A 20,896-nucleotide genomic window follows, 5' to 3' on the forward strand; every position below is an offset into this window, starting at 1 on the left:
CTATTAAAGCCAACGGTACGCCGGGAATAGGGGCGCAATTCACTATAACGCTTCCGGAAAAGCAACCCGGTAAAAAAAATAGATAATATTATGCTCCAAGCTAATTGGCTCGAATATTATAGTAAATTTTTAATTTTAAACACATACAATTATACTTATAGATAAGTCAGGCTATATTTATTATTGAAGACGTCCAGGCATTTTCTTGAGTATTTGAGCAGCTTGGTTGTAAAATGAGATTACATTTTTGGCAACGATTATTTTCGTAGTATTTTTTTTGATAAGCTTCCAATCTCTGTGTAGACCTTTAGGAGGTATTCGCCATTCTGCAAATTGGAAACGTCAATTGAAGTATTCCCTTGGACAGCTGTTACTTGCTGAAGTAGTCTACCTTGCAAGTCATAAAGTTCCAAAAATTTAATTTCAAACCCAGTATGTACTGTAACCAATCCATCTGAAGGATTCGGAAAGAGCTCTATTTTTTTGGCTGCAAACGTTTCGGTATCCAGGAAGCTACAGGTACTTGAAATCTGTGCTGTGGTTGGCCACCAGTTGCATTGGGCTACTGTTTCTTCTTCGCCATCATCGACACAAACGGACACCAGGTTAGGGTTATTGTTGAACTGGCATTCAGTGGCAACTAGTGCCGCACCGTTATTTTTTAAGTTAATGGTTTCCAGCAACGGATTCTCAGAAAATCCTATGTATGCAAGCAAAGGGGAATGAGTCAAATCAAGTTCTGTAAGCATGCTCTGCCGGATCGTAAGCTGGGAGAGGTTAACAGCATCATCGAAATTTAGGCTCGTAATCGGATTTTCAGCACTTGTAAATTCTTCCAGGCTGCTGAGCCCGCTAAGGTCAAGAGTGGTAAGCGCATTACCGGAACAACGTAATGACTTAAGGCCCTGCATTCCTGCCACATTTAATGATGTAATCTGGGCGTATTCACAATCCAAAATCTCTAACTGTGTAAATCCAGTAAGATCTAACGTTGTGATTGGATTATATCCACACATTAGGTTCTTCAGGTTTGGAAACATCGAAGTATTTAAAGATGTAATTTGATTTACACCACATTGTATCCATTCCAGGTTAATAAATACTTCAAGGCCTGAAAGGTTACTAACAGAAGCTCCCGAGATATTCAGCCCATAAATAGCAGCTGCCTCAACAGCCTCGATTTCTCCATCCCCATTAAAATCAATCAAAACCGCATCGCCATTTTGGTCATAGCCGGTAGATAGCGCCGATATCTCGGCTAATAATTTAGTTTTTAGATTTGCGTCCGGGAAATTAATAATCTGTGCATCCGCTAAACCGCTTAGTAATAAAAATGCAGGGAGTAAAAGTTTTTTCATAGCCGATTTTTTTAATTGTTTTGATTGACTTGAATAAAACAACTAAACTTTCCATTTCCCTACCTCTTAAAATTAGATTTACTGATATCTCCTTATGAATTATAATTATGTCGACAAGTTAGATACTGTCAGATGCCGTCCCACATAAAAACTCAAACAAGTACGATGAAGTTAAAAAAATATTGGTTTTAGCTATTACCTTAAAAAGAAAAAGTACTTCTTTGATTATAAGCTGGTCGGTCTATAGCAAGCTAAGTATGATACTATTTAATGTCAATTACGAAATATTGGTACTTTTAAAGTACTGGAAGTTCCAGGCAAATAATGATTATAATACAACTAATTTCCTTAAATTTGTGTTTAAGTAATCCGTTGGATTACAGTTGTTCTTAAACAAGTTAGCTTCCTTTCAGGAAGCTTTTAAAAATATAGGGATTGATTTGTGGCAGTTTAGTGGCAGTGTTTTCAAAATATGCTAAAAAACACGCTCAGAACGCTAAAATCGAGGAAAGTTCAAATCCCTCCGGCTCCACTGGGTGTCAAATTTGCCTCGAAAAAGGCGACGGGCACCAAAAAAACGAAACTGTGGCAGAACAGTGGCAGTTTCGTTTTAAAAAAGAAAGAAATCAGCGTTTACGCGGGTTTAGAGCAATAAGTTCGAAACCCTCATCGGGCAAGTTCTTCAATATCTTAAGGTAAAGTAGAAAACAATTCAAAACAAAAAAACCTATGTTAATATATATTAACATATGTTTTTTTGTTTCTTTATCCAAGTTGAATACTAATTTAATGTGTGGAGATAATTAAAACAATATCTTAAATTTTGCTCTCATTTTCATTTGCGATTCAAGTATGAAAAAGTCTAATTTATTTTTATCTGGATAAAATATAAAATAGCAACAATTTAAAATTTGATTGGGCAAGAGTAAATTAAGTCCATGTATATATTGGAGTAGTAAGAACATAAAATAATTTTACATGCCGGAAATTATTATTAATTCGTTTTCAGCAGCATTTTGTTTTCTTGTAGGGATGTTAGCAATTTTTTACCTGCCTTACAATAGGAAAGGAAATATATGGTTTGGCATTTTTCTTCTTTCAGTTGGTTTTGCCTTCTTAAGTAAAATAATGTGGCAAGAGGGATTATATTTAAAATTTCCATATGTAATACCAGTTTCTGAACTATCCCGTTTTATTATGGCGCCAAGTTTTTATTTAGGCATTTGGTATTTTACACATGTAAGTGAAATTAATTTCAGGATCAAGGCACTGCATTTTATACCCGCATTATTATTTATTGTTTTTATCTCATTGCCTTATTTTCTTTCAATAGGAAATATTTCAGAATTGGCAGGCAAGCCAATGAAAACTATCCTTGGCAGTTTGATGCGGGTTGCATTCCCTGTGCAGGTTATTATTTATTGGATTTTATCCTATCTGTTATTAAAAAAGCACAGTCGCAGCATCCTGTTATTTTCATCTCAGAAAAAAGAGATCGATTTAAATTGGTTATTGAGCATATTGGTTTGGATATTTTTTTTGATTCTTTTGGAGTTGGTAACTAAAATGATAGGAAATAATATTCTTAATTCTGCCAGTACTTATCTACATCTGATTTTTCTGACGTTTTTGGTTTACAATCTCCTAAAACAAAAAGAGGTTTTTTTAAAAAATGAAAATATAAACACAACCCTTGAAAATATTATATATCCGGATATAAGATCCCAAGTAGAGAAACCAATATCCAGGCTAAACGAGGATGAAGTATTAAAATACAAAGTGGTTCTAAACGGTCTACTCGAAAAAGAAGAAGTATATACAGATCCTGAAATTAATTTGGCTTCGCTGGCCAATAAGGCTGGAATTTCAATGAATGATTTATCATTCGTGATAAACAATAGTTATAATATGAATTTTTATACCTTGATAAACAAGTATAGAATCGAGAAGGTTAAAGTTATGCTGGCCAAAAAAGAACATAATCATTTAACCATTTTAGGTATCGCTTATGATGCAGGATTTACCTCTAAATCAACTTTTAATAATGCCTTTAAAAAAGAAACAGGACTTACTCCTAGTGCATACATGAAAATAAATGCACTAAAAGTGGTGTGAATGGGTACATCAGGACGACTTAAATATTGATAAGCCGTTTTTTTGCTGAAAATTTAAACAGCAGCATTATGTATTCAACATCTTTAAAAAACAAAATTTGGTTATGTTTATGCTATGGCTTAGTTGTCGGTGCAACCTTTTTACGATTATCAACTAAATATTTCTCTCCCTGGATTGCTCCTCCCTTTTTACTTGCGGCCACGATTATTTTTTTAGTTGCAGCGCTGCTTCTACCTTATACGTGGCACTCTACGGAAAAGAAAAATTCCATTAATGGCAGCGGATTAAAAATAAAACTTGAACATCGCATCATTTACGCATTTTCATTAGATATGATTATGTTTGGTTTTCATAAAATTGAAGGGCTCCAAATGATGGTGCCGTTGGGTATATTAGATACACCGTTTAGTAGTTTATCGGGAGAAACCCTTGTCTGGGCATTCTTTAAATACTCATATCCGTTTACCGTTTTTATTGCTTTAGTACAAATTATAATTTCGATACTGTTACTCTTTACCAAAACAAGGCTTTTCGGATTGATTTTAGCAGTACCTGTTTTGGTTTTTATAACCTGCCTGGATTTCTTTTATCAAATACCCCAAGGTCCATTGATACATGGCATTATTTTATTATTGGGCATATTCTATTTTTTATCCCAGGATTCAAAAAGATTAATTCATTTTATTTTTCAGCCTTTGCAGGGTAGTAAAAGTTTAAAAATCCCAAGCTATCGTAAAAATATTTACCGGGTTTCATTATTTATCTGGCCGGTATTTTTTTATTGCATTTATGATTATCCTAACAAACATCCACAACTATATGGAAAATATGAGGTTCAAAATCTAAAAATTAATGAGGTTGCCTTTAAAGCAAAAACGCCTAAGGATAGCATATTAAGCACCATTTATATGGATCTTCTGGATGAAATTGCATTTGATTTCAACGATTACAGATATAGATATATTGGAAATTATTCTCTTAACGAAGAAAATGATTCTATTACAATTCGCTGGAGATATCCGTCTGATAAATTAGATAATTTTAAGGGTAAATTAATAAGAACTAACGGGCAATTAATTTTAGACGGTAATATGAATGGCGAAAGCCTTGAAATGATTTTAAGGAAGTATTAATGAATAAAATTAAGATCTACAGCTTGCAGCATTCAATATAAACAGTGCAAGAAATCATTAATTATTCTTAGTTTTTTGTTGTAATAGTGATGTTTGTCGATTTGGATGCGTTTTAATTCTTGTTAATAACTATTTAAAATTACCCGTTAAAGGTAATACATGGCTTTAAAATCTTTTATATTTTTCGCCTCAGTAACCAGCCACTGACATAAATCCATTATAGGCCATCCAAAAAGTGTTTCGCCATAAGGTTGTTGTAGCTATTTTTCAAGCAACTAAAAAAAACCAGCCTTTATGAAAAAATACTTGCTAGATATCTCCTGTTTTATGTCACCTTTTACTTTTATTATGCCAGGTTTCCAATTAAGAAATCCTACTTCTAAAATGCAAAAATCCTTTCTCATTCTATTAAATATTCTTGCTTTTTTGCCAGTTAAGGCTCAGATTCAGGAATCTTTTAAAGCGCCCGAACCTTCAAAGGTTTATGAATTTACTAAATATGACCAGATACCGGTAGGAGAATATACAGGTATCCCAAACATATCAATACCTCTTTACAGCATCACTACAGATGATGTAAATGTTCCATTAACACTTCAATATCATGCCGGTGGAATACGTGTAAGTGAAGAGGCCAGTAATACGGGACTAGGCTGGAATTTAAATTTTGGTATGGTTACACAAACCATTAATGGACTGGATGACCTTCAGCAGTATACTAAAAGGTTAATGACCTATATGAGTTCCCCTACTATTTGGCCGCTTACCTGCTCAACAATGAGTGCATTTGGCTATACATGTGGCAGTGGCAGTTACACTGATTGCCAAACGGAGCCAAGTGTAACTACTATGGCAGTACAGGATTATAATTTTGTTTATACTGCAAGTGATTACAATTTTTTCTTTCCGCTACAATCGTATTGTTCTACTGATTATAATTACGCAACTTTTGATATGGAGCCGGATATATTTAGAGCCAATTTCTTTGGGCACTCCATCAGGTTTATAAAAAAGTTTCTTAATCCCGGACAAGGACAAATTGAAGTTTTAGATAATACGGGCTATAAGGTTGAAATGGTGCAAAATAATGATGCCCCTAATGCAAACACCAATGGCACAGTATACTGGAAGATCACTACACCACATGGCGACCAGTACTGGTTTACAGGCCAGACAAACTCATCCTCATCAAGTTCTACCATCGGAGACCCTACAGCACCATCAGGTGGAGGAGGTACAAGCACTAGCCATAACTGGTATATAACCAAAATTGTAACTACAAAGAATAAAACTATAACTTTTGATTACACTACATACTCTGGTTTGGCAGCCTCTACATCTTATAGCCAGGATTATATTGTAGCGTCTGATTTTAATAATGCAGATATTTATTCTATTTATGAAGGCTATATTCCTAACATAATATCCCCTACGGGTACGAATGGACCTACTGCAGTAACAACTTATGGAAAAAGTGCTACAACAGAACCTGTTATATATGTTTCTAAAATAACAACCCCTAATCAAACGGTCAACTTTTCTTATTCGGACAGGATCGACAGGACTAACGATAAAAAACTGGATAATATTAAAGTTTATAATAACCTCTTAGCCTTACAAAAACAGTTTAACTTTAGTTATGATTATTTTACGTCACCGGCTTCAGGAAATGTTGTGCTGCTTGCCAGCCAGCCTCAAAGCGGTTATACATTTAGCGATGTAACACTTTTAAAAAGATTAAAGCTGGTATCTGTAACCGAAGTAGGCAATAACCCCTATATCTTTACATACAATAGCACTGCCTTACCAAGCAAAAACTCTACCGCCCTGGATTTCTGGGGGTTTTATAATGGCAAAACAACCAATGCAACGTTAGCCCCTAACCCTGCTACATTAGGCTATGCCAGCCTAGGCAATAATGGCAATGATAAGTCAGCTTATATAGATTATACAAAAGCCTGTACACTGGAGCGGATAACATACCCTACCGGTGGAGCTGCAACCTATGAGTATGAATCTCATGCTTATCAAAAAGGCCAGCTTGACAATGAGCTTACAAATTCGAATATCTTAACGAGTGGGGCTATCATTGGTTCGGGCCTACGCCTCAAAAATCTTTCCCTATATGATAATACAGGGGCCCTATCCCGTAAAACGGCTTATACATATTCCGGCGGAACCAATATTACCCCATACCGGCTTTTTACATCATACTTTACACGACAGGGCAATTCACCAACTGACGGGGTTATGGGAAATGACGGGTTATTTCATTATATAGGGGGTAGTAGTCAAACCTTTACTTTTTCACAGTTTTATGGCTCTAGTTATCTACAGCCATCGCTTGAAGGGTCTTATAATGCTATAGGATATAGCCAGGTAACTGCCGAAGATATAGCTGTTACTGGAAGCAATGCAGGCACGGCCGGTAACGGAAAAACTGTATGGACGTTTACAAATATACAAGATGCCCCGGCAATAAGCAACCCTGGCATGTCTAGTAACGAAACCAGCACATGGGGCAAAATATCGCTTCCTTCTGTATCGGATATTGACACTAAAGCAAATGGCAAATTATTGACAACAAATATTTATGCACAGGGAACTCCTGATGTTTTGCTAAAAACAACCACATATACCTATTCGCACCAAAAGTCAGATCTTTATTATGGTAATAAAATTAATATGTTCCGGTCACGCATATTATTAACGCCCAATTTCTCTATGGTTCCTGTAGTAAAACCTGAATTCCTTGTAGGCTATTATGCTATTTTTGGAAAGCATGATCTTTTATCTACTGAAACGATAACAGAATATTTTGCCTCAGGTTATAAACAAACAAATATTAGCTATACCTACAATGCAAACGACATTTTAATATCTACGAGCAAAAGCGACCCAACAACCGGTGAGTTTTATAGGGAAGAAACCACACCCTCATCCTTAAGTGTTCATACTGCCAAAAATATGCTGGACCTCCCGGTAATGAAAAAAACAGTAGTAAACGGCACGACAAAAGAACAATATAACTATAGCTATACTGAAGCCAATGGTATAACAGTGCCCTCGCTAACATCAATATACCCGCAGGGGTCGCCAGATCCGGCCCTTATAAAAAAGATAGTATATGACCAATATGACTCCGCTGGTAATGTATTACAATACCATATAGAAAACAGCCTTACTGAAACCACTGCTGATGCCAATGATGTTACTACTTCTATTATTTGGGGATACAACAACCTTTTGCCAATAGCCAAGCTCGAAAATTGTACGTATGCCGAAATATCAGCGTTGCCATCGATAATTACAATACTCCAGGCTGCTTCAAATTCTGATGATGATACTTGTTTTTCGGGAACCTGTGATGAAAAAGTTCTTCGTACGCAACTAAATTCGTTAAGGTCTTTATTGCCAAACGCTATGATAACAACCTATACGTATAATGTTGGGGTGGGCGTTACATCGGTAACTGATGCAAGAGGCAATACTACATTTTATGAATTTGATCAATACCAAAGGCTTAAAGCGGTACATGATGCAGACGGCAATATAATTTCGGGGAACGAATACCACTATAAACAATAAGCCATACCAACTAAATAGACAATCATAATGAAAAAATATATATTTGCCTTTCTGCTGCTGCCACTTTTAACTATGGGGCAGACGGTAACTGAAAATTACATAAAAACTACTAATTATAATTCTAACTATTTAGGGCAGATACCAAATTATGGCCCTGTATCTTTTGGTACAAGTGTATTTTACTGCTCCGGAGGAGCTGCTAACGGAGGGGCTACTGCAAATGTAGGCATTACAAACAACCAACTTAATATTGGGATTAGCGGATCGTGGAGCACAGCTTGCCGATTAAAACTGGGTATTATTACGCCTATAGCCTCTATTCCACCTCCGCCAGATATGGCGTTAGGCCCTATAACAGTAACAGGCGGTACTACTACCGGTTATTATGCAAAAATCAAAGATAGCAACCTGTTTTTTTATTCACCATTTTTTTTAACAGGTACGGATACTGATATAACTGTACCTTATACAAGCTCAATAAATTCATACACTGCTCTTGGAGATGTATTTACCTGTAGCGATGGAGTAACTACAGGTAGTGGTATGGCTATTAGTTTTATTAACATTGCAAATAATAAAGTAAACTTAAAGCTCAAAGGAAACTGGGGAAACCTATGTAACCTTCAGTCTAACTTTACAAAGCTGCTCGTATTTACACCGGCAGCCACTATTACATACCTTGATCTGGGAATTATTAAATCGGATAGTGGTGAAGATACAGCCTACAGCGCAAAAATTGTAAATAATGTACTTACATTTTATCCAAATCAAACAGTACCTACGCCTACTGCCAGTATAAATACCCAGTTTACTTATAACTTTGGAACCGGGACAGACAAAAATGAAACCGTACAATATATTGATGGTTTAGGAAGGCTTAAACAATCAGTTAGCGTAAAAGCCGGAGGTGGGCAACAGGATATCATAACGCCAGTGGTTTATGACGATTACGGGCGACAGGCATTGAAATACCAGCCTTATACCGACCCGGCACAAACAGTATCTTCTTTTAACTATAGGGACAATGCAGCGCTTACAGTTACCACTATACCGGCGGCATATATAGCCAAATTCCCTAACGACATATCATCTGCCACAACAAGCAACAATCCGTACAGTGAGACAAGTTTTGAGCCTTCACCATTAAGCAGGGTAAAAAAACAGGGAGCACCGGGTACAGACTGGAAAATTGCAGGAAGTGGTAACGACCATGCCATAAAAAATGACTACGATGTAAATACTTCAAATGAAGTACGAAATTTTGTTTTAACAAGTAACTGGGACAGTACCCTAGGTTACTTTACTAATTCATTAGCCCTTAACGGCTATTATACTGCAGGGCAATTATATAAAACAGTTACAAAAGATGAAAACTGGAAAGACACTGATGTAAATAATAAAACTACTCAGGAATTTAAGAACAACCTTGGCCAGGTTATTTTAAAGAGAACCTTTAATGCATCCGTACAATATGATACCTATTATGTATACGACAACGTGGGCAACTTAGCCTATGTAATACCTCCGTTGGTAAATATAGACACCTTATTTGTACAGGTTGCCGGAGCTCCAATAAACGATACCACTCCAATTAACTACTCATGGAGTTCATACGTTAGCACCGGTGGCGGTGGCGGTGTAACTATTAGCGTAGCCACAAATTCGGGAGTTAAACAGTTAACGATTAGCTTCAGTTCCAGTTTTTCCAGTGCAATTCTCAATGAAGCTTATTTGCCAATACCCACTACTCCATGTTCAATACCTGATATGGTATTAGGGTACCTGTATGATGACAATTCTTATACCGCCAGCATAGTAAACGGACAATTACACATTATCAAGAATGCCAATGTACAAAAAACAAGTTTAACCAAGATTATAACAGTAAACCTTTCTAATTGCATCAATACCGTTCCCGATTCTACCGTAATGAATAACCTTTGTTATCAATACCATTATGATTACAAGAGCAGGCTTGTTGAAAAAAAACTGCCTGGAAAAGGATGGGAGTATATTGTATATGACAGGATGGACAGGCCTGTACTAACTCAAAACCCGCTGTTAAAAACATCAAGTAAATGGTTGTTTTCAAAATATGATACTTATGGCAGGGTTGCCTACATTGGCGATCTTACACTTTTACTTACCACAAGAGTAGCATTACAAAACAACTTTAATAATTTAGCAACAGGCTATACTACACTATCTGAAAACAGGACTACCACACCATTTAGCCTAAACGGTACAAATGTATATTATAGTACACTGGCATACCCTGCGTCTCCAACTAATATATACAGCATAAACTATTATGACGATTATATTGCAACAAATGGGGTAATAACACCCCCATCTACAGCTTTTGACCAGCCAGTAACAACTAGTACAAAAGGGCTTGCTACTGCCTCATTATCCAGGGCGCTTAACACTACTACCTGGATTACAAATGTTATTGCCTATGATAAAAAAGCAAGGCCGGTATATAATTATACTAAAGATAATTTCTTGCTTTATTACACAACACTGTTAACAAAGTTAGATTTTACAGGAAAAACAACACAAGTACAAACTACGCATAATAAGCAAATAACCGTAGCAGGATCTGCAAGTTGGATAACAACTAATTTTAACGACTATTTTACCTACGACAACAGTAATAGGCTGCTTAAAAACACCCGCCTTATAGATAACACCACAGAGCAGCTTATTGCCTGGAATAAGTATGATGAACTAGGCCAGCTTATCCAGAAAAAAGTAGGTGGAGCGGCGGGTACTACCTATGATGCCACCACAGGACTACAAACTGTAAATTATACATACAATATAAGAGGCTGGCTTACATCGCAAAGCGGATCGCTGGCTAATTATAGCCTGTATTATAATAACCTTATAACAGGCACGGGTACTTATACATCTACACCACTTTATAATGGCAATATAGCACAGGCTATGTGGCAAACCACTAAAGACGGCATTAATAAACGCTACTATAATTATGCTTATGATGATATCAACAGGCTTACCAGTGCAAATAATAATTTGATAGGTAAGCTGGGTAAAGTCTCATCACTTAATTATAATGAAACACTTCAGTACGATAAAAACGGCAATATTACAAACCTTACACGATCTGGCTGGCTAAGTACAGGAGCCACATCTGCCACCATGGACGTGCTTACATATAGCTATACAGGCAATAGACTGGATGACGTAAAAGACACCGGTGCGGTTAATGATGGATATATAGATACTAATGATGTTGTCGTTACCGACACAAATGATTATGTATATGATACCAGCGGAAACCTGCTAATTGACACAAACAAAGGCATAGGTACAACTACAGCATACGGTATAACCTCGGGTATAATTTATAATTACTTAAATTTACCTACCTCAATCACTTTTACTAATGGCAACAACATAACGTATGTATATAATGCCGCGGGCAACAAGCTGCAAAAAACGGTTGCGATAGCAGGTGCCACAACAGTAACAGAGTATAATGGTGGATTTGAATACCAAAAAGTAGGAACCGGCACTAATAACCTGCAGTACTTTGGCCATGCCGAAGGTTATGTTACCACAATAAGTGGTGTATTTAAATATGTGTACCAGTATAAAGATCAGCTGGGCAACGTAAGGCTTAGCTATAATGATACCGACCTTAACGGCAGCATTACCCCTGCTACCGAAGTAATTAGCGAGAGCAATTACTATACATTTGGCCTGGAACACAAGGGCTATAACAATACCTATGTGAACATTGGTAATGACATTGCACAAAAGTATAAGTACAACGGCAAGGAACTACAGGACGAGCTGGGGCTTAACATGTACGATTATGGGGCACGTAATTACGACCCTGCACTGGGCAGGTGGATGAATATTGACCCGTTGGCTGAGACATCCAGACGTTTTAGTCCCTATACCTACGCTCTTAATAATCCTGTGTTTTTTATTGACCCTGATGGCATGCAGGCAGATGATATTTATGGATTAAATAAGTTGACGGGGAGTATATCGCTAATCAAAAAGACAGACGATGCTTTTGACACACTCGTTAATACAGAGTCGCAAAGTGAAGTAATATCTGATAATGTTGATAAAGGCTTATTAAGTGATGGACAAAATATAATGAAGGATGGATTACAAACAAGTAACGTTAAAGGTGGTTTACAATTAGTCTACGATATTTCACTTGCAACCCATGATGAGATGGGTGGAGCAATATATAAAAATAAAGGGAGAGATAGTTTTTTAAATGTGCTACCATACGAACATAGTGTGACGACGAGGGATAAAAATGGAACAACGATGAGGTCTGGATTTTCTCATGAGCTTAAAACCCCTTATTTTACTTCTTCCGATAAGAGTTTTTCAGGTACTGTTGCATTTATGTTTCATACTCACCCTGGAAATCCTGATTATCCGTATTTAGGCGGTTCTTTTCCTTCTCCACAAGATTATGAGGTAGCTTCACAAAATTTCTTTACCTACGGCGTTAATACTCCACAAGAGAGCATATATCGAAATTTAAGATATCTAGTTTTTGGGTCGAGAGCAGAGACTAAAAATGGGGTGACCTCTGACTTAGGTGTTTACCAGCATGGGAAAGGACGCTGGTTATCAGGAACAACTATAGCTAAATTTTTAAAAGATTAAACATATGAAAAATGCAATTTTACTATTTACATTTCTGATTTTAGCTTCATGTAAAACATTACATAACCAAAATTCAAATACTAAATTGTCATCATATTCAGATGAACTAATATCTTTGATTTCACAAAAAGAGGGAATTGAAAACAATGAACAAGTTTATTTTCACATTAATATTAAAGATTTAGGTTCTGATTTTTATTTGACTAAAATTGCTTTAAATGGTGTTAAACCTGAAAAATATTCATTCAAATCAACTTATGCTAAATTTGAAACATATGTATATGTAGATACAGATAGAAGCTTGAAAATAAATAATAAAGTTTTTTATGTACCTGACTCTAACAATTGGGAATTCATAATTTATGCTGTTGGCGACCGAATTATAAGCATAGAAAAATTAACACCATACGAATTAATTAAAGAAAATTCTGAAGGTAAAATTAAGCTGTAAGAAGCAGCGTAAAAACCCTTAAAACACTAACCCAAGGCTTATGTGATTTTTTTAAAAGCCACAATATACTTGCTATAATCATGATAACCAAGGCCAGCAGCCCCTTTAACACCGCACCGATAACCTAATGTCATTACTTAGTGATACTGATGCGTTGCGCTTGTGGTGATTCTCTATGCCAGTCATAAACTTGCTGGCCATTATATCGTATTTGAGTTGGGTATTGGGTGAGTTATCGGTAGGGAAACCGTTTAAATTTGGTAAGTTGTTCATAGATTTATGCTGAATGCCAGGTATAAAGATAGTAAACCGCATTATATAAAACAACAATCTCCCCCGGAAACGGGGGAGATTGTTGTTTATAACCCTATGGTCTTATCATTGCTTTTAATGCTATTATATGCTCATGAGTGATTGCAACACTTGTATAATCGTTTGGCCTACCAGTTCTTGTAATGTGGCTTTAGATTTGTTAATACCATGAATAATTTTAGTGCTTTCTTGTATTGTGAAGCCTAAATTGGCAGCACATCATAAAGGTTTATTTTGTCGGCAAGCCTAAAAGTTGGTATTGCTTGCGGTACTATTGGCTGTACAGCCATATCATACTAAGTTTATAGAGTCTAACATTGGTATCCTGAAAAGCTTGTTGGACCACATCATCCCGGAAAAAACAAATCCTCACCAAAGCAATTTTGAAAGACGGTTTAGATTAAAATATGCTGAGCCATGCATTCGACTAAGGTTTCTCGACCCTGATTTATACATAGCAGGCCGCTTTAAGGATGTAAGCATTCCTTTGCATGAGTTTGTTTTGGCTAATTTTGAATGTGAAAATATTTTTATAACGGAAAACAAAATGAACTTTTTAACCTTTCCCACGCAAAAAAAATCAATTATAATTTGGGGAAGTGGCTTTGCGGTAGAGATTCTAAAAGATATAGATTGGTTAAAAGGTAAGTCCATTTTTTATTGGGGGGACATCGATGTACAGGGTTTTGAAATGCTTTCACAATTTCGGGGTTATTATCATAATGTTCAATCGATAATGATGGATGGGAATACTTTGCAAACCTTTACAAGCTATCATGGAAAGGGGTCACAATCGAAAATATCAAGCCTTAAGTTTCTAACAAATGAAGAACAACAAATTTATCAGTTAGTTTATGAAACTGACTTAAGGTTAGAGCAAGAGAAAATTTCCCAAACGTACATCAATGAGGTAATAAGAGCTTTAAAGGACTTTGTCTGAACTTCTAATTCACTCTTACAATTTCTACTAATTAATGTCGCTTATTTGAACTATTACTTATTATAAGAGGTGTTAATAATGCAAATTTATCAAGAATAAGTCACTATAAATCTGATTATGAAAAGTATACAAATATTTTTCAAAAAAAGCTAAAAAAATTAGTTTTACAGTAATTACTTGCCTTATATTTGCACCCGCAAGTTCAGGGAAAACAAGGATACTAGCAAGGTATTGCGATTATTCTTTAGCAAATAGAGCCACAAGACGTCTCAAGTCCTGTAACAAGGAGTTCGAGTTTTGTACCAAAGGGTTCACTTGATAAAAAGCCTTTCAGTATTCTCTGAGAGGCTTTTTTATGTATTATCAAATTTGCACGTAATGCCAGTTTCCAGTCAGCATAATCTATTTCACCATATTGGCTAAAGCTTTTGCAGGCACCAGGTTGTCATGCACCTTAAATTTTGCACGTTAGTGGTTTTAATAGGTTCGTACAGGTAGCCGTTAAGGGCTTGGGTATAATTAAGTAGTAAAATCTCGTTTACCAAAAAGCGTTCGGACCCATCCGGCAGTAAATTGCGGTTATTGCCTAAAGGCTGCACCAGGCTTTCTATTCCAATATCTGATGCCAGCCTGGCAAAGAAATAGCCGCCCGGTTTTAATACGCGCCACATGCCACGCAGCATACTTTCAAAATGTGCAGGGCTGTTAGCAAAATGTAATACAGCGTTACTAATCACCAAATCAAAAGAGGCATCCTCAAATGGCATATCTTCTGCAACTGCTACTTTAAAGTTGGTTAGGGGATTGTTAGGAGCCAGAATTTTTGAGAGCATAGTCACATCATCTATACTCGCCGGGTTGGGGTCTATACCGTAAACCTGGTAACCGTTGTTTAAAAAGTAAACCAGGTTACGCCCTGCACCGCAGCCGGCATCCAAAACAGTTTCACATTTTTCATACGTCCCTTTCAATAACTGGTCGAAAAGGTAAATATCAATATTACCAAATTGTTGTTTTAGACTGGTTTTCATAGTTGAAAATGAAGCGGCTTACGGCAAGAATAAAATAAAATTATCATATGTTAAATTTATTTTATCAATGTGTTTAAAATGGGTTAATGCCGGTAATCTATCTGCTTTTTTATTGCCTAGATTTAAGAGAATTATAAAACAAATAGGCGTATGATGAAAAGATTACTAACAACTTTATTGGTATTTTGTGTTTATAGTAATATATACGCACAGAATAAAACGGTCACTGGGACGGTTATCAGCAAGGATGATAATCAACCCCTGCCCGGCGTGTCGGTTAAAGTGGAGGGCTCCAGAACCATCGGCACACAAACAGGCGTTGATGGTAAATTTAAGTTAGCAGTGCCGGCAAATGCGGTATTGGTATTTACATTTATTGGTTATACCGAGCAAAAGCTACCTGTAGCAGACCAGAGCAATATTAAAGTAATGCTCGAATCTGAAAGCAAAGCGCTTAACGAGGTGGTTGTAACCTCATTCGGTATCCAGCGTGACAGAAAATCTTTGGGCTACGGTGTAAGTCAGTTAAAAGCCGAAGATATACGTAAAGCCCCGGTTGCAGATATTACCAATGCACTGGCCGGTAAAGTGGCGGGTGTGCAGGTATCAGGCACGGGTGGCGGCTTTGGGAGCTCCAACGTAACCATCAGGGGTTTTTCAAGTATTTCTGGTAGCAACCAACCGCTTTACGTGGTAGATGGTGTACCCATTGATAATGGCGGCGGCAGTAACTCTGTAAACCAGGGTATAGCCTCATCAAGCCGGGTATCAGACATTAACCCCGAGGATATTGAAAGTATGAGCATTTTAAAGGGTGCTGCTGCTACTGTACTTTATGGTTCGCGGGCTGCTTCGGGTGCTATATTAATTACTACTAAAAAAGGCAAAAAAGGCACCAAAAGCCAGGTTACCTTTGTATCAAATACAGCTATTGGTACTGTTAACCGTTTTCCTGATTATCAAAATGAATATGCACAAGGTGATAAAGGTATTTATGGTACAGCAGCAGCACCTAACAGCTGGGTTGCGCGTACTACCTCATGGGGCCCGCGTATAGCCGGCCAAACAGTAAAGAATATACTTGGGCAGGATGTTACCTTACAAGCCTATCCAGACAATGTAAAGGACATTTTGCAGCACGATTTGCAATTGGACAACACTTTAACCATGTCTGGCGCATCTGATGTATATAACTACCGTGTATCTTATGGTAATAACTACGAGCGCGGGTTGGTACCGGGTAACGTATTAAAGAAAAATACATTCAGCTTAAATGCAGGTGCGGTAATTACGCCTAAGTTTAGGGTTAATACCTCGTTCTCGTATATCAATAACATGTCTAACCGTACACAGGCCGGTAACCAGGGCGGTAACCCGCTTTGGCGTGCCATTTATATGCCGCGTACTTATGATGCCACAGGCCTGCCGGTTACAGATGTTAACGGAAACCAGATCTGGGTAACCAGTTCGGAAGAAAACCCTTATTGGGCTATTAACCACATTACATATCAACAGGATCTGAACCGTTTTTACGGCAACTTGAGTCTTAAATATGACTTTACTTCCTGGTTAAATGCCGATTTAAAGATAGGTTCTGATGTGTACTCCAACAATACGATAGGTTTTGATGATAAGGGAGTACGTAGTAATGGCAATACGGCATCGGCAGGCGCCGGTGGTTTGGTAGATAGCCGCAATTCTACCCGTAACTTTAATAGCTATTTTACATTAAATGCAAATCGTAAGTATGGCGATTTCAGTTTAATGGCAACAGTGGGTAATGAGATTATATCTAATTACTCGAGCCAGCTTTCAACAACGGGCAAAAGTATTACCGTACCCGGTTTTGCTAACCTGGCCAACTTTACAACCATTACAGCCAACGATTCTTATTCGCAATTGAGAACCATTGGTTTTTTTGGAGATTTTTCGGTTGATTATAAATCATACTTAAACTTAAACTTAAAAGCCCGGGAAGATTTACCATCTACACTTAACCAGGTTAACCGTTCTATCTTTTATCCGGCAGCCGCTATCAGCTTTATCCCTACAGAAGCGTTTCCTGAATTGAAGGGCAAAGTACTTACATCTGCTAAAATACGTGGTAATATTGGGGAAGTTGGTAAAGGGGCGGCTGTTTACCAAACGCGCACCAATTATGGTACTGCAGGCGCCAGTGATGGGTTCGGTTCAACAGGGGTTACTTTTCCATATAATGGTTTAGCCGGCTTTACCTACAGTAATACAGCAGGCAACCCCGATATTAGACCTGAATTTACGACAGAAATTGAATTAGGCACCGAATTGAACTTTTTCAATAATCGCCTAAGCATAGATGGATCGGTTTACAAGCGTTTTTCACGCAACCTCATCTTCTCTGTACCTGTGCCTAATAGCTCGGGTTATTCATCGAGAGTGGCAAATGCTGGTAAGCTAACTACTAAAGGCATTGAGTTTTTACTAAGCGGTACACCAATAAAAGCCAGAAACTTTAGCTGGGACGCCAGTATCAACTTTACCTCATTTAAAACAATGGTAACAGAGTTAGCCCCGGGTGTAACCCTTTTAACACTGGGTGGTTTTACATCACCTAACGTACAGGCAGGTGTAGGCCAGGAGTATGGCCTCATTTATTCTAACATGTATGTGCGTAATGCAGCCGGCCAAATGATCATCAAGGCAAACGGTTTACCATCGGCAACATCAACAGTTGGTGTGGTAGGTAACCCTAACCCTAAGTTTACCACCGGTATGACCAATACGTTCAACTACAAATCATTCAGCTTTTCATTCCTGTTAGATTTCAAATACAAAGGCGACCTTTTATCCAGAACCCTTGGCGATTTAAGGATCAATGGTGTGGCTAAAGAAACCGCCCAGTATAACCGCTTTAATGCAGATGGTACCGTAGCCACACCTTACGTTTTTGCAGGTGTAAAGGCAGCTGGAACGCCTAATGCCACAGCTGTATCTGCGCAAGATTATTATAGCTTATCTGGTAAATATGTGGCTTGGGAAGGTTACGTGTTAGATGCTACCTACCTGAAATTAAGAGAAGCTACCTTTAGTTATAACTTCCCTAAACAATGGGTATCTAAATCAAGAGTGCTGAGCGGCCTGCAGATTTCAGTTTACGGACGTAATATCTGGACTTATGCCCCGCACTTCCCGGATCTTGACCCTGAACAGAATTTAACAGGTGTAGGCAATACCCGGGGATTGGAATTTGGTATCCAGCCGGTTGCCAGGACTTTTGGTGCAACCATCAGGGCTACATTTTAACTAATCAGGTAATTATTAATTAAGAAGAAAGAGACATGAAGATCAATAAATTATTAACCTGTATCGGTTTTATCGCATTGGGAACTTTCGTCCAGTCGTGCAACAAGTTTGTAGATGTAAACACAAATCCGAGTACTTTAACAGACGTGAGTATCCCCCAACTGTTACCTTCAATCACTGTAAACGTAGGTTACATGGGTGGAAGCGACCTGTTCAGATACGGCGGACTAATGGTTCAGCAGTTTTCTGGCCAAACCACCAATGCGTCTACCACCTTTAGGGAGTACGAGCGCTACAACATTAACAACTCGGATGTAAATAATGCCTGGAGCAATATTTATTCAACCACGCTGGCAGATATTACACAGCTGATCACCAAGGCCGATGCCGGTGGCAGTCCGCATTATTCGGGCGTAGCCAAATTGTTGAAAGCTTATGTGTATCAGCTTACGGTTGATGCCTGGGGCGATGTGCCTTATACCGAGGCGGCCCAGTTCAGCATTCTTTACCCGCATTATGATGATGATGCCGTCATTTACACCAACCTTATTAAATTGATAGATGAGGGCCTGGGTAATATTAATGCAGCAACATCTACGCTGGAGCCAAATGCCAATACTACTATTTTCGCAACCAGCTCATGGGCTACCTCAAAGGTATTGTGGACCAAGTTTGCCAATACTTTAAAACTGCGTATATTTTTACATTACAGCCAAAAGGATGCCGCTTTTGCCGGTGCGCAAATTACAGCGCTAATTAACAGCGGTGCACAGTTTATGACCTCAAATGCTGATGATTTCCAGATGCCGTATACTAGTACATCGGGTAACCAAAATCCTATTTCAACAATAGAAGGCGGCCAGTTTAAGAACTCGTTTTTCCCCAACCGTACTATCGTTAATATGATGAATGCAACGGCAGATCCTCGTCGTCCGAGCTATTTTGTGCCCTTTCCTTATAACTCAAATCCGGCTACCTACAAGGGCGCAAGCGTGCTCGATCCTAACTCATCTGTGGCTTATTCACGTTTAAATACCTACTTAAAAGGTACTGCAACAGTAGGTTCTGTAGTGCAAAATACGGATGGCAGTATCACTGATGCTTCTATAACCTGGGCCGGTAATGCACCTGCAAGGTTAATGACCTATGCCGAGTATAACTTTATCCGTGCAGAAGCTGCATTAACAATGGGTGCTCCTGGCGATGCTCAAACTTTTTATCAAGCCGGTATCACAGCTTCTATGAATGAGGCAGGTGTATCAACAGCTAACGCCAATACTTACCTTGCTGCCAATGGCACATTAACCGGCACAACAGCCCAAAAGCTGGAAAAAATTATTACCGAAAAATTTGTAGCCAACTTTGGTACCGTAATGGAACCATGGACGGATTGGAGAAGAACCGGTTATCCATCTGCCGTAGTGCCATTGCCAATTTCTGTTGCGGTATACGATCAAATTCCGCGTTCATTATTCTACCCGTTGTCCGAAACCAGTAATAACCCCAATGCTAAACAAAAAGCGAGCATGCTCGATCGTGTTTTTTGGGATGTTAGACCATAATACCCCCGTGCCGTAAGCGTAAACCAATGCGCTTACGGTATTTTTATTTGATATGCCAGGCAGTGTTATTAAGCTGCCCAACCAAACAACCTAATAATAATTGATGATGAAAAAGTTATTTGCTTTAATCCTTGTACTGGGGGTTAATTTTGCTTTTGGTCAAACCAAACCCGCGGTAAGCCCTGCTGCAGGCGGCGCCCCGGCTGCTGCACCTGCACCCATGCCCGAAATGCGCGCCGGAAGAGGTGACAATCCCGATGTGGTAAAAACCAAAGGTTCTGTAACCATTAACGGTAAGGTGATTAATTACACAGCCACTACCGGCTATCTGCAACTCAAAACAGAAGAGGGGAAACCACGTGCCAATATATTCTACGTATCATACACTAAAGATAATCCCGGCGATATTAACAAACGCCCGGTAACCTATGCCTTTAACGGCGGGCCGGGGTCAGCCAC

At 38.1% G+C, this 20,896-nt stretch carries 12 protein-coding genes and 1 pseudogene; 10 read left to right on the forward strand and 3 right to left on the reverse strand.

Translation table 11 applies throughout. The features are described from left to right. The coding region (locus RG47T_RS27040; RefSeq protein WP_216351118.1) for a hypothetical protein at positions 1–86 on the forward strand (86 nt) is incomplete at its 5' end. 171 nt (positions 87–257) lie between these two features. Here the strand turns inward: RG47T_RS27040 and RG47T_RS05785 are convergent. Then, positions 258–1,358, reverse strand: coding sequence for a T9SS type A sorting domain-containing protein (locus tag RG47T_RS05785; protein WP_074488541.1), 1,101 nt, complete (start codon positions 1,356–1,358; stop codon positions 258–260). Positions 1,359–2,336: 978 nt separating this feature from the next. On the opposite strand from RG47T_RS05785, the gene RG47T_RS05795 reads away from it, so the two are divergent. The 5 genes from RG47T_RS05795 to RG47T_RS05815 all read left to right on the forward strand — a co-directional run bounded on the left by RG47T_RS05795 (position 2,337) and on the right by RG47T_RS05815 (position 13,310). Beyond that, on the forward strand, positions 2,337–3,473 hold the full coding sequence (locus tag RG47T_RS05795) for a helix-turn-helix domain-containing protein (protein ID WP_074488543.1): 1,137 nt from the start codon (positions 2,337–2,339) through the stop codon (positions 3,471–3,473). A gap of 68 nt (positions 3,474–3,541) precedes the next feature. Continuing rightward, positions 3,542–4,606, forward strand: coding sequence for a pepsin/retropepsin-like aspartic protease family protein (locus RG47T_RS05800; RefSeq protein ID WP_074488544.1), 1,065 nt, complete (start codon positions 3,542–3,544; stop codon positions 4,604–4,606). A gap of 426 nt (positions 4,607–5,032) precedes the next feature. Then, the gene (locus RG47T_RS05805) at positions 5,033–8,194 is read left to right on the forward strand and encodes an RHS repeat protein (RefSeq protein ID WP_171972481.1); all 3,162 of its coding nucleotides are present in this window, start codon (positions 5,033–5,035) and stop codon (positions 8,192–8,194) included. A 27-nt stretch (positions 8,195–8,221) separates the two neighbouring features. Further along, the gene (locus tag RG47T_RS05810) at positions 8,222–12,859 is read left to right on the forward strand and encodes a DUF6443 domain-containing protein (RefSeq protein WP_074488546.1); all 4,638 of its coding nucleotides are present in this window, start codon (positions 8,222–8,224) and stop codon (positions 12,857–12,859) included. Between the two features lie 4 nt (positions 12,860–12,863). Continuing rightward, positions 12,864–13,310 carry a hypothetical protein gene (locus tag RG47T_RS05815; protein ID WP_074488547.1) on the forward strand — a complete coding sequence of 149 codons (447 nt, stop codon included), beginning with the start codon at positions 12,864–12,866 and terminating at the stop codon, positions 13,308–13,310. A gap of 105 nt (positions 13,311–13,415) precedes the next feature. On the opposite strand, the gene RG47T_RS25980 is transcribed toward RG47T_RS05815, so the two are convergent. Next, complete coding sequence (locus RG47T_RS25980; protein ID WP_171972482.1) at positions 13,416–13,583, reverse strand: hypothetical protein; 168 nt, start codon at positions 13,581–13,583, stop codon at positions 13,416–13,418. Positions 13,584–13,959: 376 nt separating this feature from the next. Between RG47T_RS25980 and RG47T_RS05825 the strand changes: the two genes are divergently transcribed. Beyond that, positions 13,960–14,562 (forward strand): DUF2220 domain-containing protein, encoded by a 603-nt coding sequence (locus tag RG47T_RS05825; protein WP_171972483.1) that lies wholly within the window; start codon positions 13,960–13,962, stop codon positions 14,560–14,562. A 419-nt stretch (positions 14,563–14,981) separates the two neighbouring features. Here the strand turns inward: RG47T_RS05825 and RG47T_RS05830 are convergent, their stop codons facing one another. Next, on the reverse strand, positions 14,982–15,593 hold the full coding sequence (locus RG47T_RS05830; RefSeq protein WP_074488550.1) for a class I SAM-dependent methyltransferase: 612 nt from the start codon (positions 15,591–15,593) through the stop codon (positions 14,982–14,984). A 150-nt stretch (positions 15,594–15,743) separates the two neighbouring features. Here RG47T_RS05830 and RG47T_RS05835 point away from each other — a divergent pair, with 150 nt between their 5' ends. The 3 genes and pseudogenes from RG47T_RS05835 to RG47T_RS25645 form a co-directional block, all read left to right on the forward strand. Beyond that, positions 15,744–18,875, forward strand: a complete 3,132-nt coding sequence (locus RG47T_RS05835; RefSeq protein ID WP_074488551.1) for a SusC/RagA family TonB-linked outer membrane protein — start codon at positions 15,744–15,746, stop codon at positions 18,873–18,875. Between the two features lie 35 nt (positions 18,876–18,910). Next, positions 18,911–20,437 (forward strand): SusD/RagB family nutrient-binding outer membrane lipoprotein, encoded by a 1,527-nt coding sequence (locus RG47T_RS05840; protein WP_074488552.1) that lies wholly within the window; start codon positions 18,911–18,913, stop codon positions 20,435–20,437. A 103-nt stretch (positions 20,438–20,540) separates the two neighbouring features. Further along, positions 20,541–20,896 (forward strand): annotated as a pseudogene (locus RG47T_RS25645) (hypothetical protein); the annotation flags it as partial.

Origin of the sequence: Mucilaginibacter polytrichastri (genome assembly GCF_001911425.1) — a bacterium.
Taxonomy (GTDB): Bacteria; Bacteroidota; Bacteroidia; order Sphingobacteriales; family Sphingobacteriaceae; genus Mucilaginibacter; species Mucilaginibacter polytrichastri.